At 44.3% G+C, this 26,318-nt stretch carries 19 protein-coding genes; 7 read left to right on the top strand and 12 right to left on the bottom strand.

The genetic code is table 11. From position 1 onward, the window contains the following. Nucleotides 1-34: 34 nt before the first annotated feature. On the bottom strand, nucleotides 35-892 hold the full coding sequence (locus RB622_RS12335) for an AraC family transcriptional regulator (protein ID WP_308046857.1): 858 nt from the start codon (nucleotides 890-892) through the stop codon (nucleotides 35-37). Between the two features lie 101 nt (nucleotides 893-993). Between RB622_RS12335 and RB622_RS12330 the strand changes: the two genes are divergently transcribed. Continuing rightward, the gene (locus RB622_RS12330) at nucleotides 994-1,935 is read left to right on the top strand and encodes an NADP-dependent oxidoreductase (RefSeq protein ID WP_308046856.1); all 942 of its coding nucleotides are present in this window, start codon (nucleotides 994-996) and stop codon (nucleotides 1,933-1,935) included. Between the two features lie 78 nt (nucleotides 1,936-2,013). Here RB622_RS12330 and RB622_RS12325 read toward each other — a convergent pair whose 3' ends face one another. From RB622_RS12325 to RB622_RS12295, 7 genes are all read right to left on the bottom strand, one after another. Further along, nucleotides 2,014-2,748: a TlpA disulfide reductase family protein gene (locus tag RB622_RS12325; RefSeq protein WP_308046855.1), complete on the bottom strand. Its 735-nt coding sequence runs from the start codon at nucleotides 2,746-2,748 to the stop codon at nucleotides 2,014-2,016. A gap of 160 nt (nucleotides 2,749-2,908) precedes the next feature. Further along, nucleotides 2,909-5,257, bottom strand: a complete 2,349-nt coding sequence (locus RB622_RS12320) for a TonB-dependent receptor domain-containing protein (RefSeq protein ID WP_308046854.1) — start codon at nucleotides 5,255-5,257, stop codon at nucleotides 2,909-2,911. 126 nt (nucleotides 5,258-5,383) lie between these two features. Further along, nucleotides 5,384-6,136 carry an SDR family oxidoreductase gene (locus tag RB622_RS12315; protein WP_308046853.1) on the bottom strand — a complete coding sequence of 251 codons (753 nt, stop codon included), beginning with the start codon at nucleotides 6,134-6,136 and terminating at the stop codon, nucleotides 5,384-5,386. A 94-nt stretch (nucleotides 6,137-6,230) separates the two neighbouring features. Further along, nucleotides 6,231-6,797: a TetR/AcrR family transcriptional regulator gene (locus RB622_RS12310; protein WP_308046852.1), complete on the bottom strand. Its 567-nt coding sequence runs from the start codon at nucleotides 6,795-6,797 to the stop codon at nucleotides 6,231-6,233. A gap of 204 nt (nucleotides 6,798-7,001) precedes the next feature. Beyond that, a complete protein-coding gene (locus RB622_RS12305) occupies nucleotides 7,002-8,033 on the bottom strand; it encodes an aldo/keto reductase (protein WP_308046851.1) in 1,032 nt (343 codons plus the stop codon). 286 nt (nucleotides 8,034-8,319) lie between these two features. Further along, complete coding sequence (locus RB622_RS12300) at nucleotides 8,320-11,046, bottom strand: Tat pathway signal sequence domain protein (protein ID WP_308046850.1); 2,727 nt, start codon at nucleotides 11,044-11,046, stop codon at nucleotides 8,320-8,322. A gap of 654 nt (nucleotides 11,047-11,700) precedes the next feature. Continuing rightward, complete coding sequence (locus RB622_RS12295; RefSeq protein ID WP_308046849.1) at nucleotides 11,701-13,245, bottom strand: SulP family inorganic anion transporter; 1,545 nt, start codon at nucleotides 13,243-13,245, stop codon at nucleotides 11,701-11,703. A 199-nt stretch (nucleotides 13,246-13,444) separates the two neighbouring features. Between RB622_RS12295 and RB622_RS12290 the strand changes: the two genes are divergently transcribed. From RB622_RS12290 to RB622_RS12270, 5 genes are all read left to right on the top strand, one after another. After that, nucleotides 13,445-15,865, top strand: a complete 2,421-nt coding sequence (locus RB622_RS12290) for an ABC transporter permease (RefSeq protein ID WP_308046848.1) — start codon at nucleotides 13,445-13,447, stop codon at nucleotides 15,863-15,865. A gap of 162 nt (nucleotides 15,866-16,027) precedes the next feature. Continuing rightward, a complete protein-coding gene (locus RB622_RS12285) occupies nucleotides 16,028-16,588 on the top strand; it encodes a Crp/Fnr family transcriptional regulator (protein WP_308046847.1) in 561 nt (186 codons plus the stop codon). Nucleotides 16,589-17,244: 656 nt separating this feature from the next. Further along, entirely contained in the window at nucleotides 17,245-18,279 is a 1,035-nt protein-coding gene (locus tag RB622_RS12280) for an efflux RND transporter periplasmic adaptor subunit (RefSeq protein ID WP_308046846.1), read from the top strand. Nucleotides 18,280-18,287: 8 nt separating this feature from the next. Further along, the gene (locus tag RB622_RS12275) at nucleotides 18,288-21,392 is read left to right on the top strand and encodes an efflux RND transporter permease subunit (protein ID WP_308046845.1); all 3,105 of its coding nucleotides are present in this window, start codon (nucleotides 18,288-18,290) and stop codon (nucleotides 21,390-21,392) included. Next, entirely contained in the window at nucleotides 21,382-22,731 is a 1,350-nt protein-coding gene (locus tag RB622_RS12270; RefSeq protein ID WP_308046844.1) for a TolC family protein, read from the top strand. Before RB622_RS12275 ends, RB622_RS12270 begins: the two co-directional genes overlap by 11 nt. 9 nt (nucleotides 22,732-22,740) lie before the next feature. On the opposite strand, the gene RB622_RS12265 is transcribed toward RB622_RS12270, so the two are convergent. The 4 genes from RB622_RS12265 to ytxJ all read right to left on the bottom strand — a co-directional run bounded on the left by RB622_RS12265 (nucleotide 22,741) and on the right by ytxJ (nucleotide 25,370). Then, entirely contained in the window at nucleotides 22,741-23,316 is a 576-nt protein-coding gene (locus tag RB622_RS12265; RefSeq protein ID WP_308046843.1) for a GNAT family N-acetyltransferase, read from the bottom strand. Nucleotides 23,317-23,360: 44 nt separating this feature from the next. Then, nucleotides 23,361-24,143 carry an NIPSNAP family protein gene (locus tag RB622_RS12260; protein ID WP_308046842.1) on the bottom strand — a complete coding sequence of 261 codons (783 nt, stop codon included), beginning with the start codon at nucleotides 24,141-24,143 and terminating at the stop codon, nucleotides 23,361-23,363. Nucleotides 24,144-24,414: 271 nt separating this feature from the next. Then, complete coding sequence (locus RB622_RS12255) at nucleotides 24,415-24,981, bottom strand: DUF4468 domain-containing protein (RefSeq protein ID WP_308046841.1); 567 nt, start codon at nucleotides 24,979-24,981, stop codon at nucleotides 24,415-24,417. 47 nt (nucleotides 24,982-25,028) lie between these two features. Then, complete coding sequence (gene ytxJ, locus RB622_RS12250) at nucleotides 25,029-25,370, bottom strand: bacillithiol system redox-active protein YtxJ (RefSeq protein ID WP_308046840.1); 342 nt, start codon at nucleotides 25,368-25,370, stop codon at nucleotides 25,029-25,031. 328 nt (nucleotides 25,371-25,698) lie between these two features. Between ytxJ and RB622_RS12245 the strand changes: the two genes are divergently transcribed. Beyond that, complete coding sequence (locus tag RB622_RS12245) at nucleotides 25,699-26,307, top strand: gluconate 2-dehydrogenase subunit 3 family protein (RefSeq protein WP_308046839.1); 609 nt, start codon at nucleotides 25,699-25,701, stop codon at nucleotides 26,305-26,307. Nucleotides 26,308-26,318: the final 11 nt, after the last annotated feature.

Genomic DNA, 26,318 nt, shown 5'->3' with positions numbered 1-26,318 from the left:
CCAAAATTACGATTATTCTTAATCAATTGGGCTTTCAGGCTGACACAGCACTTTTTCTGAAATCCGAGGGTGTCAGTCCTTTGTACTTTTTAAAGAGCTTATTCATATGGCTCTCGTCTGTAAAACTCATTTCAGCGGCTATTTCGCCGATCCGCATTTCGCTGTGGAGCAACCGGTTTTCTACCATTCTCAATTTATAATTAATCACATATTGCTGCAAGGTCTCGCCCGTCTGTTTTTTGAAATACTTCCCCAGATAATTTTCCGAAACACCAAAGTGCCTACTTATCAGATCCGTCCTGATTTTCTCGGGTTCAAAAATATGCTGATGAATATATTGAAGGATATTTACGGCTCTTTGTTCTGTTCCTTCGCTTACATGTTCTGGTAAAATTTTGGCAATATTTCTGGCTACAACAATGATTAAAGTGTTTACCAGTTGCTCAATAAGCTCTTTATTATACAAATCCCGGTTGACGTATTCCCTCAGAATACTGTCGACCATTGGCTTTACCAGGGCCTTATCTCCGGGTTGCCTGAGAATACAGCCGGGCTGATGATTGGCATTTTGAAGAATAAATTCCAGCTTTTTAACACGCTCATTCTTACCCGAAATGTCAGTATCACGGTAATTTGATTTAATATACTGATCATTAAAACGAATGAAACAAAATGTCGTCGTAGTTGTAATATCGAAAGAATGGCAATCTTCCGGTGTGATCAGAAACATATGCCCGGCATGATAATTAAAGGTACTTTTATTAACGCACTGTTTGCCCGTCCCTGAAATAATGTAGACAAGTTCAAAGAAATTATGACTGTGTCCGTCTTTGGGACACTCGTCGAGTTCCTTGAAAATAACCTCAAACGGCTGATACATGTTCTCTTTCATAGCGAGGGTAAATTTACTGAATAATGGCAAATTATTACCGTACTTCATGCAGTTCGTCAGTATAATTTTGCATTTTCAATTAATTAAAAATATACAATTTTATGAAGGCCATCGTATTAAAAGATTTTGGAGGTGTTGAAAATCTGGTTGAAGCCGTGCTGGATAAACCGGTGGTAAAGGAAAATGAAGTATTGGTTCAGGTAAAAGCGATCAGCATTAATCCTGTTGATGTGAAAACCCGCGCCGGAAAAGGGATGTCCGGCCGCTTAAAAGAAATTGATCCGTTAATTATCGGATGGGATATCTCGGGTGTTGTTGTTGAAACAGGCTCTGCGGTAACAGGATTTGCAGCTGGAGATGAGGTCTTTGGTATGGTAAATTTCCCGGGACATGGCCGTGCTTATGCTGAATATGTGACGACTCCTGAGGCTCATCTGGCATTAAAACCAGCCAACATTTCTCACGACGAAGCTGCTGCGGCAACGCTGGCCGCATTGACAGCCTATCAGGCGCTCGTCAGTCAGGCTAAAATTAAGGCCGGGGATAAAGTACTGGTTCATTCGGCAGCGGGCGGAGTTGGCCACTACACCGTTCAGATCGCCAAACATTTGGGCGCTTATGTAATCGGGACCTCGTCGGCGGAAAATAAGGATTTTGTACTTGCGCTGGGCGCTGATGAGCATATTGACTACAAAAACCAGAAATTCGAGGAAGTTGCGAAGGATATTGATTTTGTGCTGGATACCATTGGTGGCGAAAATATTGACCGCTCCCTGGAAGTCGTGAAAAAAGGTGGTACGCTTATTTCGATCCCTTCGGGTCTGGCTGAATCTGTGACGGAAAAAGCCAAAACAAAAGGCATCAACGGATTTTTCTTTCTTGTACATTCCAATGGCGAAGATATGAAATCGATTGCAGACCTTTTGTCAAAAGGCATTATCAAATCACACGTTGCGAAGACGTTTACCTTTGAAAATTTGGGTCAGGCACATACACAGGTAGAAACGGGAAAAACACGCGGAAAGGTAGTCGTGACGATTTAATAAATACACATAAGAAACACATGCTCCGGGTTATAATTTTTCCAATAGCCCGGAGCTTTTTCTACCCAAAACACAAAATTACCGCAGCGACAGATCCCTGATTTTGTCAAACTCCGTATGCGGCGCCATCGCCCTCACAATCCCTTTCTTATCAACCAAGATAAAAAACGGTGTTTCGGTTATTTTGTAACGATGATTAAAGCCATAGGAATCAGGTACCGGAACAAAACCACAATTGCGTTTGGGAATAAATTTCCGGCATTCCTCATCGGTGTTGATCGTTGTGCCAAGCGAGACCACCTCAATTCCTTTTTCCTCATTTTCGGCAATGAAGCTGGAAATAATTTTAGTACTTTCCCAGGTATACATCGGTTTTTCATATTTCACCCAAAAACCTAAAAGGATGTATTTCCCCCGCAGTTTTTCAGAGTCATATGTTTTCCCATCCAGCCCTGTCATCACAAATGGCGGCAGCGGCCGACCGATTTCCGGCATCCCCTCTTCATCGATTGTCAACGTAATACCCGTTTCAATTTCCGATTTCGTCTTCGGGATTAAAGCAAAAGACGACGCTTTTCCATACTTATCAAAAACCGGCTGTGTGCGATATCGACCGGGGTTCTTTTTTAAGAGATCGTCATAAGCGCCATAACTGATCCGCTTGCCTGTTGCCTGATTTACAATAACGCTTTCATCGTTCATCACAAACTGCTGATTCATTTTCCCCTTACTCCGCAGCACCTGAGCCAAAGACGACTGACTGTTTTTTACACATAAAATGATCAGAAAAAATCCGATAAACCTGAAATTCATAGCACCCTGTTTTTTTGATATATAACTCGTTTTACCATCGCAATATTTTAAGGCCATCTGATTTTTAGTTTCACCCAATCCGTTAAAACATACCGTAATAAAACAAATCAGGGCTTAACCGTTTCCGGCTAAACCCTGCTCATCCATGTCTCCGTGATTATTAAAAACCGTAACCAACGGTTAAATTAAATCTTCTTCCGTTTCCTCTTGTGTAATTGGCATCCGTGCCGTAAAACTGGGCAATGGTTGGATAATAGGCCGTATTCAACAAATTTTCAAGTCCAAGGCTCACGCGCAGTTGCTTGGTAACTTTATAGGCAACAGCCAGATTCCATAAATTATATGACTCAATCGGTGCCTCTCCCAACGCATACACGCCCTTTTCGTTAGGTTTAAAACGATTCCGGCTGCCAACGTAAATCCAGTTCAAATCGACATTCAAATTGCGGTATGCATATTTGGCAAATGCCGTCGCCTTAACCGGTGTGATACGGTTCGAGTTCAGGTAAATATCCTTAGCCCCGTAAAACTTTCCGTCAAGATCCTTGTCTCCTCTTCCTTCAACGTAGGCATAATTACCACCCACCACGAGCCCCTTCATCAATTTGTAATCCAGCTGCAATTCATAACCCCAAACACGCTCCGGTAACCGTTCGGCGATGAACACACCGTCAACTTCCAGTAAATTCGTTCCGAGTTTTGACGTGCTGTAATAATACGAAGCGCTTAGATTTAATTTACCCAGCTCGCTGCTAAAACCACCTTCATAGCTATTGACAATGATCGGTTTTGTTTCAAGTTTTGAAATCGTGCTTTCTTTTGCGGCACGTAAAACGCGTCCCAAATCAAAAATGGAGAACGACTGCGAGTAGCTGACAAACGGATTAAAGAACCTGAATTTCGAATATCTCGCACCGGCGTTGAATACCACCGCATTGTATTTAAGGTTTCCACCTTTTACCGCGATACTGCCTGCGCCGTTCGCTCCGGTGGCCAGTGTGTTATAATCAGCAATGTTGATTTTGATGTTTTCAGCGCGCAAACCTGTTTTTACGGTTAAATGATTGAACCACTGCGTCGATAGCTGCGCATAAGGCGCAAGGTTCCGCATGTCGATATTCGGCACCCAAACGCGTCCATCAACCAGGCTTTGTGAGGTTTTATCGTTCAATAAATCAAAACCGTAAGTCACGTCACCTGCTATTTTTGGCGAAATCGTAAACGGCGTGTTTAAATTAACCCTTAGCCCTTTTTTATTGGACCAAATTTCCGATTGTCCACTGCCGAAGAAGGATGCCGAGTTAGAATAAACCGTCCAGAAATCCTGTAAATAAAGATTGGCGGTGAGGCTTGTGTTCCCCACAATGGCTTTGTTAACATACTGTAAATTAACATTGTGGTTGTGACGTGTTCCTTCATCTACACCAATTCTCTTGCCCAAAACGCCAATTGCCGGTGATTTTCCGAACACACCATTCTTCAAAACGAAAGCGGAATGCTGGTTGGAACTGTAAAAGTTATACATGACTTCAACCCGCTGTTTATCTGTAAAATCATAACCCAGTTTGGTAAAAGCGTTATAGATTTTCGTTTCGCCCAGACCATATTCCGGCGATATCACTTCCCCCTTGGCATCGCGGTAAACGCCTGTTTTTTCATACATACCGCTTACGACGTAATCAAATTTGTTAATTTTTCCGAAAATCTGTTGTGAAAAACGATACCCAATGGTGCTGTCGCCTTTGGTATTTCCGGTCAATCCGGCCTGAGAATACCCTCCGATTTTCTGCACTGTTTTCGGTGTTTTTGTAATGTAGTTAATAAGACCACCGTCGGCTCCGTTGCCGTAAATTGCCGTGGCCCCTTTGATCACCTCAACACGCTCAATAACGGACGGATCAATGGAACGGATATCACGTCCGCCTGATCTCAACGGCGTGGACTGCGGGATTCCGTCGATCAGAACCAACAGATTTCTACCGCGTAAAGTCTGTCCGTAATTGCCCGTCTGATTGGTTGAAGACCCCAGTCCCGGCACAGCGTATCCCAGAATGTTGGCAATGTTCGGGCTCACCATCGACAAGGCATCGATTTCCTTGGGGCTGATTACCGTCACAGCGGAGGGCGTTTCGGCCAGCGATTCTACCCTTCTGCTCGCCGACACAATTACTTCGTTAAGCTGCGAATCACTCTCTTCAAGAATAAATGTGATGGACTCTGCCTGGTCCGCTTTAACCAGAACTTTCTTTTCCAAAAATGCGAAACCCACAAACGAGGCCCTCAAAACCTGCTCGCCCGGCGCAACAGCATTTAACGTAAAAGCGCCCTTTTCATTGGCCGTAACACCAACGCCTTTTCCTTTAACCTGTACGCTGGCATAAGGAATAATCTGATCATGAATATCTTTAACAACACCGCTTATGGTTCCTTTTCCCGACTGGGCGCTGGCGTTGCTATTCAGTAAAAAGCAAAAAACAAGCAGTGAAAATGGTAGAAGTACTGATTTCATTGAGTCTAAATAAGATTTATTTTCCGCAAAAATAGTTTTATTTAGACCTATTACAAATTAATTATGCAAAAAAATAAACTGACCCGAATGAGCCAGCTTATTTCACCTGGATTAAGAGCCTGTATCCTACCAGGGAATGATGTCTTCCAGGTAATAATATCCGCCCGTAGGACCGTCTGCCGGAATGGTTGCCAAACGCACACTGCTGTCGGCACCCTGCTCAGGCGTTACCGGGGCTGCCGAACCGCCAAGTTCTGTATGCACCCAACCCGGATGGATGGAATTGACCTTAATCGCGGTGTCCTTTAATTCATGTGCAAGATGTAGTGTGAAAGAATTTAAGGCCGTTTTTGAAGTACTGTAAGCAAACATTTGAATGGCATAGATCGGGGAAGCCGGATCTGCATGATAGCTTAAAGAGCCCAGGGTACTGGATACATTGACAATGCGGCCGGCTTCGGATTTTCTAAGCAAAGGCAGCAATGTTTGCGTGCTGAAAACCTGCCCGAAGAAATTCGCCTCCATCGTCCCACGCAAAGCTTCTTCTGAAATACCGCTTGTCGGGTTAATGGTCGCCATTGAACTCATCGGATCGCCTTCCAGCGATAAGCCGGCATTGTTGATCAATATGTCCAGTTTGCCAAACTTGCTTTCAAAATAGTCATAGGCAATGCTGTAATCTGCTTTGTTTTCCACATCAAATTTTATCGAATCCGCCTCAATTCCTGCTGCTTTCAGCTTTTCAACGGCCGCTTTGCCTTTTGCTTCGTCCCTGGCTCCAATGACCGGGAATATTCCCAGCTTGCCCAATTTTTTGGCCGTCTCAAACCCAATTCCACGATTGGCACCGGTGATAAATGCTACTTTTTGTGTTGACATGATTTCTATTAGAATTAAAAAGTTGAAAGTTGAAAGTTGAAAGTTTTAATAATTAAATTACTTACTAGTAAGTAAGTAATAATAGTAAATTTTTTTACGCCTTTAAATCCTCTTTTAATTGGGCTGCTACGGCGTCATAATGGTCGTTGCCAATGAGGCGGGCGTGCTGCAATGCCCCAGCCAATGCCGAAATCATGACCGACGCCTTGTTTACCGGTTCACCTTTAAAATGAAAAACACCGGCCTTCCTGCCTGTTTCCAGTAAGTCAATAAACCAGTTTTTTAGAAGAAACAAATACTCTGTGTACACCAGCTGCATTGATTTCGGTAATTCCAGAAAATCCGACGCACCCGCTCCTATCAGACAAATTTTGTTTCCATCTTCCAAATGCACGCGATAGCTTCCTAAAAAAACCTCGAGTTTTTCCAGCGGCCCCAGACCCGATACACTGGAAATGAATTTTTCAAAACGGGCAATTTCATTGCTGACGATATCGCAGCCCAAATCTTCTTTGCTTGGATAATGATAGTGTATGGCGGCATTTTTTATTCCCAGCTGCGAAGATATCTGCTGATAACTCAACGATGGATAACCGATCGATTTAATCAGCGCTGTCCCCAGTTCAATGATTTTTTCCTTGGTATCGGTTCTTGCTTTCATTTTATCTCAGGTTGACGGAGCAAAATTACTTACTTATAAGTAAGTAAACAAATATCGAATGGATTTTTTAGAAAATTATTTTGCTCAAAAAAAATGTCTTTGCCCAGGAAAGTGATAATAAAACGCCTTGTTTGCTCCCAATGCATTATTTTTCACCAAAACCAGTAAAAATTCATGCATTGGGAGCACTCTATTTTTTCAAAATCAATAAAACTTTGGAATCGGGTTTAATGTCAGATTTCCTCTTTGATGCCAGTAAGGATAAATGGGCGGCACTTCGCTCGCTGCATCCAGTTTTTTAATTTGCTCCGTGGTCAGGTTCCAGCCAGTCGCTTCGAGATTTTGTTTCAGCTGTTCCTCATTTCTGGCGCCTATCACGATGTTCACCACCGTTGGGCGCTGCAACAGCCAGTTAAGCGCAACCTGGGCTATTGATTTCCCGGTTTCACCAGCCACTTCTTCCAACGCATCAACGATGTTATAAAGCAGTTCAAAATTGGTATCCGGTCCCTGAGAACCTCCCTGGTTTAAGCGACTGTTTTCAGGTTTTGGCTGATTCCTTTTAAATTTCCCGCTTAATAATCCGGCGGATAACGGACTCCAGACAATGGTACTGACTTTCTGATCCACAGCCAGGGGCATCAATTCCCACTCATATTCCCGGTTTAGCAACGAATAATAAGCCTGATGGCCGACGTATCTTGCCCAGCCATATTTCTCAGAAACCGATAAGGATTTCATCAAATGCCACCCGGAAAAATTGGAACAAGCAATGTAACGCACCTTTCCACTGGTCACAAGATCATCCAGCGCACGGAGCGTTTCTTCCACCGGCGTATTGCCGTCAAAGCCGTGCATGTGATAAATATCGATATGATCCGTGTTCAGGCGGCGAAGACTGTCTTCACAGGCCTGAATCAAATGAAAACGGGAAGAACCGTAGTCATTAGGTCCGTCGCCCATCGGGAAAGTAGCTTTGGTAGAAATCAAAACCTGGTTGCGCAACCCACCAATCGCCTTGCCCAATATCTCCTCCGATAGACCCTTCGAGTAGACGTCAGCCGTATCAAACAGGTTTACGCCCGCATCCAGACAAAGATTGATGAGCCTTTTGGCTTCTTCCAGCTGGGTTTCTCCCCAAGCCTTGAAAAATTCATTTCCACCGCCAAATGTAGCGGTGCCAAAACTTAAAACCGGAACTTTAATACCGGAAGCGCCTAATTGCCTGTATTCCATAAGTATTATTTATTTTATAAGTTGGTTGTTGAATTTCAAGCCACATCCTCCGCACAGCCAGCAAATGAAGGCAACGCGAACTCTCATTTCCAACAAGAAACAAAGCAGTATAATTTCCATTTGGCCAAATGTCACCCTGTAAATTTGCTCTCTGGAAGTATTTACAATGATATGTATTCAGAAAATCAGTGTCTTGAAAAATCATCAGCAGGTTATCTTGACAAAAAAACAGTCCATCGAAAAAATCTAGTTTTCCGATGGACTGTTTTTTGTCAAGTAAAAGTCACTACTTCAACTCGTTTCCCACAAAAGCGAGGCACTGCATGGCGGCAAGCCCCCATTGGGCAACAGCATTTGTAGAAACGTCCTCGGCTTCGTCAACCGGGTTTAATACCATAGGCCCCTGGATATGATTTAGCTTCTGAGAGGGATTTTTAATTCCTGCTACGCCTTCAAAGAACTCCGACCATGCTCTTTCGGCAAGCTTTTTATCGTTTTTTCGTAAAGCGGCAAAAGCAGTAAGGCGCGCATGTCCCTGCCTTAAGTTCAGCTTGATCAGACTTTGACCCAATACCGCTTTCTGCTCTTCTGGTGTGGCGTTATACAACTCGCAATACTGAACCCAGGCCTTTTCAAATTCGGGCATATCGAAAGTCTGGATAAGCTCCGCACAAATTTCAGCAAGCCCGAAAACAGCGCTCAAATGCGATACAGAAAGCTGTTTTGTATCGACGATAATAAATTTACCAGTGTTCAAATCCATGGTAGAAACGCCGGTAAAAAACCCGTGCGGTTGCCCAGCAATCGTCCGCATGCTGTTTAAAAGCTTGTTTTTTACTTTTTCATTACCCGTTCTTTCCCATTCGGTCAGCCAGGCAGCGGACAGTGCGCCCCAGTCCGTCCCGAAGGAAATGCTAGCGAGTTCAGCATTCGGATCGTTTTTAGGTGCTTCCTGTCCTATTTTCCGGCCGGGAATGATTTCGCGTAAAGTCCTGTCTGCGTTGACCTGTTCACGCATCAAATCTCCTACGCGTTCATCAGCGGTCAAATAATAGTAAAACCGGCGGTTCGCAGCCGTACTTATCCGCAACTGCTTGGCGCTGCATCCCCAATGCTGCACGTTATGCCGGGACCCAAGCGGACTGAACGGCCCGATATGATGCACATCTACTTCACCGGTATGCCGGGTCATCGCCTCCGCCATTCTAAAAACCTCCTGTTTCCCTGTTCGCAGGAAATAATACCAAAGCCAGAGATCGGTTGACAATTCGGAATTGTCCCAGGCAAAACCGCCGACGTCATAGCGCCAGACATGCCGGTCCCGATCATAGGTATGCATCACATCCCCATAATTCCAGAAACCGTACCAGCGTCGCTGATCGACCTGTTTATGATAATAATCAAAATAAAAATCCAGTTGTTTTTCAAGTTTTACTTCCAGCGGGTTTTGTGTTTCCACAGCGCTGAACGCTCCACCAAAAATCCCAGCTCTACTATAATATTTTGCATCGCAAATAATCTGCGCCGGATTCTGGACCGATGCGGCCATCTCTGTCAGTGCCGCATTGGACGGGGTTTCTGCCAGGACATCTATGGACAACTCACTCGTACGCGCTACGCCTACCGGGCGACCAAATTCAGGTTCATAATCTTCATACGTAATTTCCAGCGCATCGAGCTGTTTTGCATGCGTATCCTGCCCCATTCCATCGTGGTAAAAACGCAGATCCATTGCCGCCGCCCGTGGCGCCCATAACCAAAGTGTTACCTCTCCTTGTTCAGTCTGCGCATTTCGGATATCAATCTGAGCCGGGTGACTCTGCCAGAAATTACGGATACCAAAAGCTATTCCACCCGAGGGAGAACCCAGATAAGCCGTTCCCGACGACCTGCCACCGTATGCGGATTGTATCCATCCATGCCCCGGTTTCGTCCGTTTCTGAATTTCAAATGAATCGGGCGTGGGCTGAAAAAGTGTATAATCCCCAAAAGCAGGGATATAATCAAGTCGTTTGGAAACCGTTGGGGGAAATGTGCTTACCTCTGGTGTAGCTTTTCCGCCAACCTGCGCATCCGTAACCATTTTGCCCGGATCCCGCCGCAGACCCGTCAGTCCCCGTACTGCTTCAGCAAAAACACCTTCATGTTCGCCGGTAAACCGGATATGACGATTATAAAGTTCATCTTTCAACGGTACTTCAAAACGGATTCCCAGCCCTTTGATAAAATCCTTGTTTTCATCGCCATCAAATACAATGGTGTGCATGATGCGAATGGCGTCACTTCCTTCATAAAAATAGAGACGGATCACGAACGGGAGCAGATTTTTTTCACCTGTACTATGTTTCCCTTCGATTTTGACAACAGCGCGTACCGGTCCGTTTTGTTCAACGATTACAGTCTCAATATTACCTTCGAAAAGCTCCGTACGAATCGATTCACCCGGTTCATTTTCCGGCTTATCCTGCACTTGTAAAACCAGCTTTCCTGACTGTACAGCAATGTTCCCATCTCTGGAAACAGACTGAATAATCGTACTCCCCTTTTTATTTATTTTACACGAAACAACTCCAGTATTGATCTCGATGAAATCAGAATAATCACTGACCTTAATCTGGCTGGCATTTCCGGGCCCCTTTCCCGTTTTTAAAACCAAACCATCCGGAAGAACTGTCTGGGCACCTATAGCATGGGCAGTCCACTTTAACGAACCATCCGGCCATTGCGCCAAAGGCCAGGTTTGCAGGGAAATGTTCCTCCCGCTTTTATCTTCCAGTATTAAGCCAGCATCTTTTTTCAATACACCCTTCGGCCAGGGTACGCCCCAGGTAGTACCCGCTATTTTACCGCGCGTTTTTAAGTCCAGCCATTTTAATGCAACCGATTCTGCTACGGCCAACTTTTTCTTATCATCCAAAGGAAAAGACAACGCGCCCACCACCGGTAAGGCCGCGGTAAAAACCATGGCGTTTTTAACAAATTTTCTGCGGGTAATAGGTTTTTTTGATTTCATTTTAATATGTTGAATTGGTATTTTTATCCGGTGACGGATTCGTTTAGGGATAACGTTGTCATCTGTTTTAAGAAAAAACAAATGCGTGTCTGTAACTAACGGCACGACAATCGATTTGCTTTGTATCCGGGTCTATTTAATTAGGAATCCTTTTTGACAAATCTAAAAAGACTGTGACGATCAACTCTCCTGTTGTCTACTGTAAAAGTTTCATGACTCGTTTGAGCGTAGTTTTTTACCCGTCCGACGGCTAAAAAGCCGTCGGACGGGTTCGCGCGGACAGGAGGCTCCTCCGGAGCCGGGAATTAATTTTGATTGTTGGTTTGCTATAAACAGGATGCCCTTAAAAGGGCGGTTGCCGCTTTTTCAGACTAATGGTTTGGATAATTCGTACCGTTGCCCGTACTGAATCTTGCTAAATTTTGAGATTAACTAAAACAGCTCCTTTGGAGCCTCTTATTTTATAGCGAACGATTTTAGGACAAGATCACACGGCTCCGTAGATTCTGTGTTGGTAACCTATAAAAATGCAAAAACAATAGACGTCGTTCCATAGGAACATCCTGTTTATAGCGAACAATTCTAGAACGAGATTACACGGCTCCGTAAGGTCCTTCTGCTGGTAACAACATATTACTAACAACCAATTAAGAGCTAGGTTTTATCTCCGTCAAAGGGAAGTTTGTAAGTTGGGTCGTCGATGATGTTCACTTCAATCACCGAATCCGCATTTTTTAACAAGAGCCGGCAATCTTCGCTTAAATGCCGCAGAAGGAGTTTTTTATCCGCTTTTTTATAACGTTCAGTAAGTTTACCAAGCGCTTCGATACCGCTCATATCTGCAATACGGCTTTCTTTAAAATCGATAACTACTTCCTGCGGATCATTGAGCACATCGAATTTTTCCGTAAACGCCATGGTAGAGCCAAAGAATAACGGCCCGTAAATCTCGTAATGCTTCACCCCTTTTTCATCCACATATTTTCTGGCTCTGATTCTTCTCGCACTTTCCCAGGCAAAAACCAGCGCTGATACAACAACGCCAATCAATACGGCCAGAGCAAGATTATGCAGCCAGATTGTGATCAGTGCCACAAGAATACCAACAAAAATATCCTGCTTCGGCATCTTGTTTATAATCCTGAAACTGCCCCATTCAAAAGTCCCGATCGCTACCATGATCATCACACCGGTTAATGAAGCCATTGGAATTCTTTCAATCACCGGCGCACCAAAAAGAATAACGGTGAGAATTGTGCAGGCAGCGATCACACCGGATAACCGCGCCCGCGCGTCGGCAGAAATATTGACAAAAGTCTGTGCAATCATCGCACAGCCGCCCATGCCATAGAAAAATCCATTCAATATGTTGGCACCGCCCTGGGCAACGCACTCTCGGTTTCCATTGCCACGATTTCCCGTCAATTCATCGACCAGATTCAACGTTAGCAGGCTTTCCGTCAATCCTACACTGGCCATGATCAGGGCATAGGGAAAAATAATCTGTAACATCTCCATGTCAAACGGAACCAAGGGAATATGAAAGGGAGGAAATCCACCACCGACTGAAGCAATATCTTTTACGGTTTTAGTGTCAATTCCAAAGCCCAGTACCAATGAGAACACTACAATAATTGCAACCAGAGACGCAGGAACTGCCTTTGTAATTTTCGGCAATAGCAAAACGATGGCGATGGTAAGTGCCACCAAACCCGCCATGATCCAGAACGGCGTCCCTGTAAGCCAGGTTGATTGCCCGTTGACAACGGTTTTAAACTGTTCAAACTGGGACATAAAAATGATCACGGCCAACCCGTTGACAAAACCATACATGACCGGCTGCGGCACCAGACGAATAAATTTCCCCAATTTGAAAACACCCACGAGAATCTGAAAAATACCGGCCAGAATAACCGCCGCAAAAACATATTCCAGCCCATGCGACTGCATCAGAGAAATCAGGACGATGACCGTTGCACCCGCGCCACCTGAAACCATGCCCGGCCTGCCTCCAAAAATAGCCGTGACCAGTCCCATGATAAACGCTGCATACAAACCAACCAAGGGAGGCAACCCCGCCAAAATGGCAAAGGAAAGCGATTCCGGCATCATCGTCATCGCGACGGTAAGCCCGGCAAGCACCTCATTTTTATAGTTTATTTTTTGTTTAAAATCGAATAAATTCAGATAACCCGCCATCCTTTGAAATGAAATTTGAGTGCAAAACTAAAAATTTAAGCATGCCCCGGAACATTGCCTCGTTCGATATCGGACACCGTTCGTACGCATGTGAACAAAACCCAGATCCTATGAAACCACAAACACCTAATAATCAATACACTAAACCTCATGGCATAATTATAGACTATTTTCAGGTCAGAGACCTTATCTTTATATCATGTTTCAAAACTATTTCAAAATCGCCTGGCGCAATCTGCTTCGAAACCGTGCATTTTCTGCCATCAACATTACCGGACTCGCTATCGGGCTGGCTTCCTGCATGCTCATCAGCTTGTATGTCCTGGATGAACTGAGTTTTGACAGGTATAATGAAAAGGCCGACCAGATTGTCCGTGTGATTTTCAAAGGGACCATGCAGGGCGGAAAGATTAACGAGGCGCATGTGATGCCGCCAACCGCTCAAACCCTCAAAGTCGATTACCCGGAAGTATTGGAAGCCACCCGTCTGCGTCAGGCTGGAGCGCCAACGGTTATCATCGCGGACAAACAATATACCGGAGATTATATGGCTTTTGTCGATTCCAATTTTTTCCAGGTATTCACGCTCCCTCTTTTGAAAGGTGATAAAAAAACAGCGTTGGCCGAGCCCAATACGTTGGTTTTAACTAAAAAAATGTCAGAAACATATTTTGGCAGTCAGGATCCGATTGGCAGAATCATCATGTTTAAAGGCTCCAAAACTCCTTTCAAGGTTACCGGCATGATCGATAAAGTGCCCGAAAATTCTCACTTTCACTACGAGATCTTTGCTTCCATGTCCAGTTTTGAAGATTCAAAATCACCGTCCTGGATGATCTCAGAGTTTTTCACCTATCTGGTATTGCAGAAGGGATATGACTATAAAAAGCTCGAAGCGAAACTACCTCTGGCTGTTGACAAATATGTAGGTCCTCAGCTAAAAACAGCCATGGGCGTAACCATGAGTGAATTCAAAAAAAGCGGAAATAACATTGGCCTTTACCTGCAGCCGCTTACGGATATTCACCTGCATTCGGATTTCGGTTATGATCTTGGGAATAACGGTGATATCAAATACGTGTATATTTTTGGTGCGGTCGCCATGATTATGCTGGTTATTGCCTGCATCAATTTCATGAACCTTTCCACGGCCGGTGCTTCCAGACGTGCGCGGGAGGTAGGTGTACGTAAAGTGATGGGCTCGCAAAAGAAGGAATTGATCGGGCAGTTTCTCCTTGAATCTACCCTTCTGTTCTCCATTGCACTCGTATTTGCCATCGTCATCGGACTCGCAGCCCTGCCACTTTTCAATCAGCTATCTGGCAAAAACCTGAATATGCAGTTCAGCCAAATCTCCGCATTTCTACCTCAGCTGCTTTTATTCGGACTGATCATCGGTATATTGGCAGGCAGCTACCCGGCGTTTTTCCTTTCATCATTCAAACCGATTTCCGTATTAAAGGGTAAGGTCACAACAGAAAAAGGCAGCATTAGTTTAAGAAGCGGACTCGTTGTTGTTCAGTTCTTTATCTCCATTACGTTAATCATTGGCACAACGGTAGTTTACCAGCAATTAAAATACATCCAGAACAAAAAACTGGGATACAATAAGAATCAGGTGCTGGTGCTTCCCGATGCTTGGGCGCTCGGTAAAAATCAGGATGCATTCAAACAGGAATTGCTGCGCGATCAACGGGTGGTCAGCATTAGCTCCTCATCCTTCATTCCCGCGGGACCATCGTACAGCAATAATTACATGGTTTATCCGGACGATAAAAACACGCAGCTGGTTAAAACCCTGAGGTACGATGTTGATGCCAGTTATATCCCGACTTTGGGTATGGAAATGGCTTCTGGCCGGAACTTCTCGAAGGATTTCGGAAATGATTCCTCGGGTGTTATCCTCAATGAAACGGCTGCGGCTATGCTGGGCTGGAAAAATAATGCCCTGGATCACCGCATCACCAATACCAATAACGAGGGAAATAAAGGGACTTTTCGGGTTATAGGGGTCGTGAAAGATTTCCATTTCAGATCCATGCACGAAAAAATCACACCACTGGTTATGGTCCTGAGCAAAGATGCGGGCACCATGATCGTGAAAATGCAGGCAAAAGATGCAAGCGGATTATTGGCCCAAATGAAACGGCAGTGGAATCAGTTCAAACCGGAGGCTCCATTTTCTTACTCCTTTTTGGATGAAAGATTTAACAATACCTACCAGGCCGAACAAAAAACAGGGTTGATACTGGGCGTATTTTCAGGCCTGACCATATTTGTCGCCTGCCTCGGGCTTTTCGGACTGGCCACTTTCACCGCGCAGCAGCGTACAAAAGAAATTGGTGTACGGAAAGTTCTGGGCGCTTCGATCGGAAGCATCGTGGTCTTGCTTTCGGGCGAATTTTTAAAACTGGTGACCATCGCGCTTATTCTTGCATCTCCGGCAGCATGGTATTTAATGACAGAATGGTTGCAGGATTTTGAGTACAAAATAAACATTGAATGGTGGATTTTCGGTGTTGCAGGCGCGCTGACTGTTGCCGTCGCATTACTGACGGTCAGTTATCAGAGCATCAAAACGGCTTTGATTGACCCGGTAAAATCCATCAGAATGGAATAGATGCATTTCGCAATACGAACACGCAATCGAAATCAGGCACTTAAACGGTGCCTGATTTTTTTGTTAATACAAAACCTTAATCCGGTTCATGAATAACAAACGATTTGTCTTAGATTTGAAAAGAACACCTTTGCCTACCAGGAGACCAATAGAATTTATTTTATGGAATTAATCAGTTTTACCAAACAGCATATTTCGTTATCGCCGGAAATGGAGGCGGAGATCAATAACGCTTTCCGACGGGAGACATATCCCAAAAACCATAAACTGGTGCAACCTGATAACTTTTCACAAAAAGTATTTTATCTGGAAAAAGGTATAGCCCGAACTTTTTACATCAAGGACGGGAAGGACATTACCCACTCTTTCATTTCCGAAGGCGCATTTTTTCTATCCATAGAAAGCATATTTTACGACACCGCGTCACCCTACGGCGCCGAAATATTGGAAGAAAGTGTCGTCCGAACCATTAGTTACCAGGATCTTGAAAAGTATTTTGACAAATCGAATCCGCTACAAAAACTGAGCCGCATTGTGATGGTCAACGCGATCAAAACCTTTTCTGATAAACTTTATTCCATCCAGTTTCAATCTGCCCAGGAACGTTATAATTCCATGCTGGAAAAATTCCCCGACATTATGCTGCGCGTCCCCTTGGGCAATATTGCCTCTTATCTGGGTATCACACAGGAAACATTAAGCAGAATCCGGGCAGGAAAATGAATCCCCGCAAGCATTTTTATAAAAAATTACTTAAAATCCACTTCGTGTAGAAAACATTTTTTACGTTACCCAAAGATTTTCTTTAATCATCTCATTATCCTAAATTTAACGAATCAATTAAGATTCTCTTCATTCCTAATGGCTGGTTTTTTGCTTCAAAATCCAGCTTTTATTATCGCTACAAAATGATCTCCGGTGGCGTAAAGCAAGGCACTACCTGTAATGAATGAATGGCTCATATCAATACACGAAACGTTCCCAGGGAACGAAAACCACATCGACCTATCATCTCTGCTACCAACGAAATGTCCCGATGGGACAAGGACATAAGGATGTTTAAAAGTTTTCTTCTAATCGATGTTTTTGTTCCCATAGGAACATTTCGTTGGCGGTCCGCCGCGGTAGCCATGATATGGAAATTGAAAAATATCATTCCATAGGAACGGCTGGTGGCGTTGCGGCAGTTAGTCACCCTTTTTGATTGCCATGAAATTTTTATTCGGGTGGCGTAAACATTTTTATTCACACTGTCGGGTAAATTCTTTTACTACGTAAATAAAATATGGATATTAGGTTACTTTTTGATTTAGATCAAAAGCAAAGCAGTAAAACCAAGCCACCTTTGCACCTGGAATTCAAACCAAGAGATCGTCAACATGAAAAGTCATCGTATTTATCCAATCCTCATTTTTGCTGCCCTGATCACCTCCTGCCAAAAGCAAAACGATCAGGCTAAGGCGCCAGAAGCCGCTATTCCCGTGGTAACGGATCAGGTCAGGAAAATTTCCACCAACAATCAGATATCCATCAGCGGGAATATTGAAGGCAATAAAACGGTAAGACTCGGTTTTATGGTAGCCGGCAAGATCAATTACATTGCTGCTGGAGAAGGGCAGCTGGTGTCGAAGGGACAGTTACTCTCAAGCCTCGATCCGGGTAATTACAGCATTGCCAAGGAAATAGCCGACGTGCAGGTGAGCCAGGTGCAGGATGAATACAACCGGCTTAAAGTCATGTACGATCGTAAAAGCCTTAGTGAAAGTGATTTTGCTAAAGTGAATTTTACCTTGCAACAGGCTAAAGCACAGGAAAAGCTGCATGCTAAAAATCTTTCCGATACCAAATTATTTTCTCCGATCAGCGGCGTAATGCTAAAAAAAATGAGTGAAGTCGGAGAAATTACGGGCGTGGGTACACCGCTTTTTGTAGTCTCGGATATTCGTACGGTCAAGGTCAACGCGTATATACCGGAAAGTGAGCTTCATAACATCAAACTCGGCCAGCAGGCCAAGGTTCTGGTATCTTCACTAAGCGAAACTTTCACGGGAAAAGTGACCGAAGTCGGATCCGCCGCGGATGCTGCTTCCCGCGCTTTTACCATTAAAATTGCGCTGGACAACCCAAAATTACTCATCCGTCCTGGTATGATCGCAGAAGTAAAACTCGCCTCAAACCAAAACAAAAACGCGCTTGTACTGCCAACAGAGGCGGTCCTCCACGATCTTGACAATCAGAGTTATGTGTTTGTGGCAGATACGGAAAGAAAAGTTGCCCTGAAAAGGAAGATCAGTGTTGGCCAGTTGATCGACAATCAGATCGAAATCACCTCCGGTATCAACGAAAACGACCGCGTCGTAACAGCCGGTCAGAATAAACTGACGGACGGCGCTTCCATTTCCATCAACAAATAACCAAAGCCATGAATTTCGTAAAATCATCTTTAAAATATCCGCAGGTAACCCTGTCGGTATTGCTTCTGGTCTTTGCGGTTGGAGTGAATTCGCTTTTGAACATGCCACGCCGCGAGGATCCGAAAATTACAGTCAGACAAGGACTCGTTCTGGCCTTTTATCCGGGTGCAAATTCCACGCAGGTAGAGGATCAGGTGACCAAAAAACTGGAACAATATCTTTTTCAGTTTGAAGAAATAAGAAAGGACAAAACCTACTCGACGTCTCAGGACGGGATGGTTGTTGTGAATGTCGAGCTGGGTGAAAATGTCAAAAACCCGGATGTCTTTTGGAGTAAACTACGGCATCAGCTGCTCGTAGCCCGGACGGTCGATTTCCCCAAAGGCGTAAAAGGACCGATTGTAAACTCTGATTTCGGCGATACAGAAGCACTCGTGATCGGAATTGAAAGTGATAACGCCACTTATTCGCAGCTGAAAGATTATATCCAAAAACTGGAAGATAACCTCCGTACGATTAAATCCGTGTCCAAAATAAAACGGATTGGCGAGCAAAAGGAACAGCTTACGGTGACTTCAAATTCTGAAAAACTATCACAATACGGCGTTAAATTGTCGCAGGTGGTTCAGGTCCTGCAATCACAAAATGTGATCAGTCCAACCGGTGATATTAAAACTGCCAGCAGCCAAACACCGCTTTATACTTCCGGCTATTACAACACGGAAAACGAAATCGCCAACCAGATTGTCGGTTCATCCAAAACAGGAGAATTGATACGGCTGGGCGACATTGCCAATATCACCCGCGAGTACGCCGAACCAACCAGTAAAACCACCGTCAACGGCCATAACGCCATGATGCTTGCGGTGCAAATGCAGGAAGGAAATAATATCGTGAAATTTGGCGATGAAGTGACCAAAAAATTGGAAGAAACTAAAAAATTGCTGCCCGGTGATGTCAAAATTACCACGATTGTCAACCAGCCCAAACTGGTGGATGAAAACATTTCACATTTTATCCATGAGTTTTTTCTGGCTATCTTCTCGGTCGTCATTGTTGTTATTTTACTGCTTCCACTCCGAATTGCCGCAGTGGCCGCCATGGCTATACCAATGACCGTAGCTGTGACATTCGCGCTGCTTAATGCCTTTGGCATAGAATTGCATCAGGTTTCGCTGGCCGCGCTTATTGTGGTTTTGGGGATGGTGGTGGATGACGCCATTGTGATCGCCGATAATTATGTCGAGCTGCTCGATGAAGGAATCGATCGGTGGACGGCCGCCTGGCGAAGTGCGACAGACCTGGTCGTTCCCGTTCTGGCTGCGACGGTCACGATCATTGCCTCCTTTATGCCCATGGTGATCCTCACGGGATCAGTTGGAGAATTTATTCATGCGTTGCCCGTAACCGTAGCAATTGCCCTGGCCTCGTCGTTCATCGTAGCAATGATCCTGACGCCACTGCTTTGTTACACATTTATCAAAAAAGGTTTACATGACCACAACGATGAAGCAGCCAATAAGAAAAAACGCGTCACGCTGCTCGATCGGATGCAAAATGGTTATAACGTAGCCCTGGACTGGTGCGTAAAACATTCGGCCATAACCATTGGGTTCAGTATGGCAACCATTGTTTTATCATTATTTGTCTATCAGGGTATCAAACAGAAGTTTTTCCCGGCGGCTGAGCGCAATCAGTTTGTAATCGAATTGTGGATGCCAACCGGTACCAAACTCGATAAAACAGAGCAGGCCATTCTTAAAGCAGAAAAACTGATTAAAGACGATAAAAGAGTGACTTCCTATGCCACTTTTACCGGCACAAGTGCGCCCCGGTTCTATTACAATTTCTCTCCGGAAGTACCAGTAACCAATTATGCGCAGATATTGATCAATACGACTGACGACAAAACGGCTGAAACTTTTGCCCACGAGCTCGAAGGAAAGATCGAAAACCTGATCCCGGAAGGTTCGCCGCAGGTTAAGCTGATGCAGCAGGGCTCCCCTTATAAGTCGCCCGTGGAGGTCAGGATTGTTGGCGATGACATTAACCGGCTAAAACAAATCGGCGCTCAGGTGCAGGATATTTTGAAAAAAGCAAACGGAAGCGCCATGGTCCGCTCCGATTTTAAAGAAGATTATTACGGCATCAGCATCCAGTTGAAAGACGAAGCAAACCGCCTGGGATTTACCACGGGCAGTATATCGCAAATGGTTTACACCGGCTTCAACGGCGCTCCCGTTTCTACGATGTACGAGGGAAACAATCCGCTGGACATCGTTTTCAGGCTTGACGAAAAAAACAGGCAAACTTCCAATGATCTGGAAAATACTTATCTGGCTTCTCCGGTCACGGACGCCAGTGTACCGCTACGGCAAATTGCCGAGCTGAAACCACAGTGGCAAACCGGAAAAATCATGCACAGAAACGGTGTTAGAACGCTAACTGTGCTAAGTGAAACGACAGGCGACGTGCTTCCCGCTGACCTGGTGAAGGAGGTAAAGCCGAAAATTGCGGCTTTGCAACTTCCTGCCGGTTACCGTATCGAATACGGCGGCGAGCAATTTAACAAAAACGAGACATTCAGTCAGATGATGGTGGTTTTGGCCATCAGTCTCGTATTGATTTTTTTCATCCTGTTGTTCCAGTTCCGTAGTTTAAAAGAGGCAGGGCTGGTGATGCTGACCATCCCTTTAAGTCTTTTCGGCGCGCTGATTGGATTATATATTACAAATAACAATTTTGGATTTACGGCCTTTGTCGGCCTGATCAGTTTATCCGGTATTGTGGTGCGTAACGCGATTATCCTCGTGGATCATACCAACGAATTGTTAACCCATGGCATGGATATACGGACTGCCGCCATTGAATCAGGCAGACGACGCCTCCGCCCTATTTTTCTGACGGCCATGGCCGCAGCCATCGGGGTTCTTCCCATGATTTTGTCGGGATCGCCGATGTGGAGTCCGCTCGCCAGTGTCATCGCGGTGGGTGTGATCTGGTCGATGGTGATGGCTTTGCTGACCGTTCCGGTACTTTACATCGCCATTATTAAGCCAAAAGACAAAAAAGAATTAATGGTAACCGCTAATTCAGAAAGCCATGAGAACTAGGATATTCACGAAGTTTATTGCCGTTTTATATATTTTATTTTTGACAACGGGTCAGGTTTCAGCGCAACAGACCGAACCATTGAATTTGCAGAAAGCCATTGATATGGCCTTGCAAAACAATCATTTGCTGAATATCAAAAAATTGCAGATTGAGGAAAAGCAGGCCAAAGTGAAAGAGGACCACGTTAAAAAATATCCCGCAGCGGTGATCAGTTCCACCTATCAGTACAACGCTAACCTGGGTGCGCTGGTGATTCCACAAGGCTCCTTTGGCGCATTGCCACTCAATGGAACAACGATAGCACTTCCGAATAAGGAAGAAACGTTTGCGCTGGGAAAACATAATAATTTCAACGCCGGTGTCAGTGTTTATCAGCCGATAACGCAATTGGGCAAAATAAAAACCGGTGTCGCCATAGCCGAAACCGACGTAACGCTTGCCCAACAGGAAAAAACAAAGGCTTCCCTTCAGATTAAACAGGCCGTCGAAAGACTTTATTATGGTTTATTGATCGTGCAAAAACAAAAGGATGAAGCGCAGGCAAAATTAGAACTCGCCCAAATGAAGTTGTATGACGTGGAAAGTGCTCTTTTATCGGGAAAAACGATTGATGTAAATAAGGCAGGATTGCAAGCCAATATCGCGGATGAAGAGCAAAATCTGTTAAAATTAAACATCCAGTCGGAAGATTACACTGCGGATTTAAAGCAGCTTACCGGCATTAAAACGGATGGATTTGTCCTTGCAAACGTGGAAAAAATTGCCGTTCCGGCGGGTTCGCTTGAAAGTTATACCTCAAGTGCCACAGCCAATAACATCGATTTGAAAATTGCCAATCTTGGACAGCTGAAAACACAACAGGCCATAAAAGCAGCGCAACAAAGCAACCGTCCCGACATCGGTTTGATCGCCGGCTACTCTTATCAAAGCGGAAATTTGTTGTATCCCACAAATAATCCATTTCTGGGTGCGCAGTTCAAATGGAATTTGCAGGACCTTGTAGCCAACAAACAGGTGATAAAGCAAAGAAATTTCCTGCTGCAACAGGCCCGGGAAAACATTGCCAATACCCAGGATCAGGTTACCAACGATGTTGCCAAAGTGCACCGGAAGTTAAGCCAAGCCACGGCGTTGATTGCCGTGGCCGAGAAGGCATTGGCCTACCGAAATGAAGAATTAAAAATCCAGCAAGATAAACAGGCTTCCGGGTTAAACATTCAGGCAGACCTGCTGAATACCAAATCGCTTCTTGCCAAAGCGGAGGCTGATTTACTTTCGGCACAACTTAATTACCGGCTCGCTTTTTCGGACCTGCAAAGGTTGATGGGCGAAGAATAACGTATGATTTCAGAAAAATTCACGCTTTAACAGATTCAAAGTATAGCCAAAATCCATTTGATGATAAATCGTAAAACCGGCTTTGTGATACCAGGGAAGGTTCTTTTCTGTCGAAGTTTCCAGATAAATCGGCCTGCCCAGATTTTCGGCATCCTCCATTATCTCGTTTAAAAGCCTTCTGCCAATGCCCTGATTTTGATGTTCAGGTAAAACGCCGATAAACCACAGATAACAGATCGGGCTATTAGGATAATGGCTGGATATCGCTTTTTCTCTTCGCAGTACTTTTGAGATATTCCCAAAACCGGTTCCTTTAAAAATCAGCTTTACATCAGCCAAAATCGATCGAAAGCTGTTTTTTTTTCGATCCGGAAAAGATATCAGCGCGCAGGCTTTTTCATCGTCTGATAAATAAATATCCCCTGACAAAAAACAGGTTTCAAAAGAATAGTCCATCAAAACCCTGATCCGTTTCTGCCGGAAATTGTCCTGTGGAATAATGTAATTGACACTTTTATTTTCATCAAAAGCAGCACTCAGTAAATTGATCACCAAACTCCGGTCAGCGCGGGTTGCTCTTTTCATATTATTGTCACTTCCTATTTATTAAATAGTTGCTTTGACCCAGGTTAAACCTGCGAATAGGGTGTGGGAACCAAAAAGGTGTTTCTAATTTTAGAAATGGTATTTGCATACTGGTTATCTGATACTAATTTTTTCCATTCCGGGTCGGCGATGAAGGCAGCCCATCCTTTGTCGCGCTCTTCCATACTGCTGCATGTGATCATGTAAGTAAGGCGCGGCTGGGTATCACCGGCAATCACTTCACCACCAAATACGGGATTCAGTTTCGCCCTGTTAAAAATAGGAAACTCTCCATCATGGAACATTTTGATTTTCCTTCTCACGGCATCTTCACTGTATCCTTCATAAGTCCTCAGTTCAAATATCCGCGGCTGGCCTGACGGAACCACGATGGCAGGCAAACCGTCAAAAGCAGAAATCAAACACGTATTAAAGCGGTTGTATATGGGTTTGTCAGCCGGTATGCCATGGTATGCCGCGCTATTTTTAATGTAATCCGCGTCTGCCTTTACTTTTGTATTGACCGAAAGGTAGCTATCAAGAGAAGCGTAAGGAGTCAGCAGATAGAATTTAGCAGGGTCTGACGGACGCCATTCCTTAAAGACACCCACTGTTTTTACGCCATATTTATTCAACGCAGGAATAAGCGCCGTTTTGAAATAATTTTCCAGTTGCGACTGATCGGAACCGAAGCGCATTTCATACTCACGCCATTCATATACTTCCTTTTGTGGTGCATACTGATCTCCCGCTCTGGCAGGGCTAATGGCTGCTGCTGTGCCTGCGGTAACCGCTATTGAAGACTGAATAAATTTCCTACGCTGCATGTTGGCTAATGTTTAATATATAAATTGATCCGACTAGTAATGATAAGGAAAATAAATCTTATGAACCAGACTATCAGCCAATAAACATTTTATACAAGCAAGGTCACCTACCCCTCATTCTTATCAGCAAATTTTCAAAAGTATCCTCTTTCAGGCAGCGGTATATTCCACGGAACCAGGCTTTAATTACAGTATCTGTTCCCGGTCCGACGTTATTTGCTGGTTTGCTTCGCTCGTTGTTAATCTGCTAAAACGAAGCCTCCACTGTGCCCTACTCACTTTCTCCCTTCGACAGCATCGTCTGTTTCAACGAAGCAAGCAAGCTGAACATAACCTGATTGACGTGATCATTATCGGCTTTTGCCTCATTCAGCAGGTTTTCCGCAATAACCTTTTTCTTCCTGTTGGTTTCGGTTTTTACAACCATCGATTTTTCAAGAATAGCATCATTTTGTTGCTGGCCAAGTTTGGTTACCGTCTGCGTTTTGGCAATTCCTTCCAGTTCCGTTATGCTGGCCAGGTATTTATTATCGCTGCACGTAATCGTCATCGTAAAACGAAGGTACTCAAACGAGGGAGAGGAAATCGGTGCGTATGTTTTAACAACCAGCTTTCCGCCTATACGATCCTCGTGATCCACAGCATTTTCATAATTCCCGAAAGATCTCACCACCCACTTCTGCGCATTGCCAAACAGCCCATCTTTGGTCTGATCCATGGAACCCACATCCGAATAGAACGCGTTTTTTTTATTGTCAAGAGGCAGATAACCATCCTGTCCAAAACTAAACTGACAGACTGAAATTAGAAAAAGGCAAACAACAAGAATTCTTTTCACGCGCGGATGAATTGGTTTAATCTGTAAAAACGACTAAGAAAGAACGGTTATGCCTCATTCAGGTGATTAATTTTTTTAACAATATCCCTTAAAACGATGTCTTCATGCGATATGTCGAAAACACAGGCGCCGTTTTTTACGATTAAAACCTGAGGTGATTCGTGCTTCACGGCGAAAGTTTTCGCAATAAGCCCTGAAACCTCACGATTCTGGATCACGTCTACGATATGAAAGGGAATGCTGTAATCGGATTCTGATCCAGATTTCATATTGCGGAAAGCCATCAGACTGGTCATGCAGCGGGGACTATGCTTGTAAATGAGCGAATACTGATCTGTATTAAGAAGGTCTTGAACGTCTGCTTCTGTGGTTACTGTTTTCCAGGTCATGCTTAAAAAGTCAAATGATAAATCGTTTGTTGCAATGGTAACAAAAAACGAGTGTTTGCAGTTTAAAAGTATTATAAATAAATACAAAAGTAACTTCCCAAACCTTCTGATTTCAATGTATTAGCCATTTTCTTTTCCTTGCTAAATTTCACCATTGATCCATAAAGTATTTATGCGCTGTTCATTTCTTTAAGTAACGACAGGCCGGAGGGATTTGGAGTTCGATACTTTTTTTCTGACCGGCGACTCCGTCCGACGGCTTTTTCAGCCATCGGACGGATAAAAAACTACATTAAAATCAATTATCGGCGTATAAATTCAAAGAATAATGAACAGAAGAGATGCCATAAAAAGTGTTGCTTTCATGATGGGAGGAACGTTTTCTGCCCCCACCCTGCTCGCAATGAATCATTGGGAAAGCAATGCAGCCACGAAAGCTTCGATTGCCGATTTTACCTTAACCGAAAATCAAAAACTGATTGTTGCCGAAGTTGCCGAACTGATCATTCCCAAAACCAGCACGCCCGGTGCCAAGGATACGGGTGTTCCGGCCTTTATTGTCATGATGCTTCGGGATTGCTACAAACAAGCGGAACATATCAGTTTCGTCGAAGGCATTAAAGAGCTCGAACAAAAACAGTTTTTGTCGCTGAATCAAGCCCTGAGAACTGATATACTCAAAGAGGTGGAACGCAATGCGGTGGAACAGATGAAGGTCTATCAGGTGCAACAAACGAAAATGGGCGACAATGAGGACCGCGAGCAAATGGCGGCGCAAGCCAAAGGCCTGCCTTATTGGCGACTGATGAAAGAGCTTACGATGCTTGGTTATTTTACTTCGGAAGAAGGAATAAAATCGTCTTTCGAATACGTGCCAATTCCCGGAAAACTGGAAATGATCAAGCAAAAACCCAATCAAAAATCATTCGCATACTAGCCGATTGCAAG

The organism is Dyadobacter sp. LHD-138 (assembly GCF_030929615.1).
In the GTDB taxonomy this organism is placed as follows: Bacteria; Bacteroidota; Bacteroidia; order Cytophagales; family Spirosomataceae; genus Dyadobacter.
Note: the sequence above shows the minus strand (reverse complement) of the source record. Positions and strands in the feature narration are given on the sequence as shown.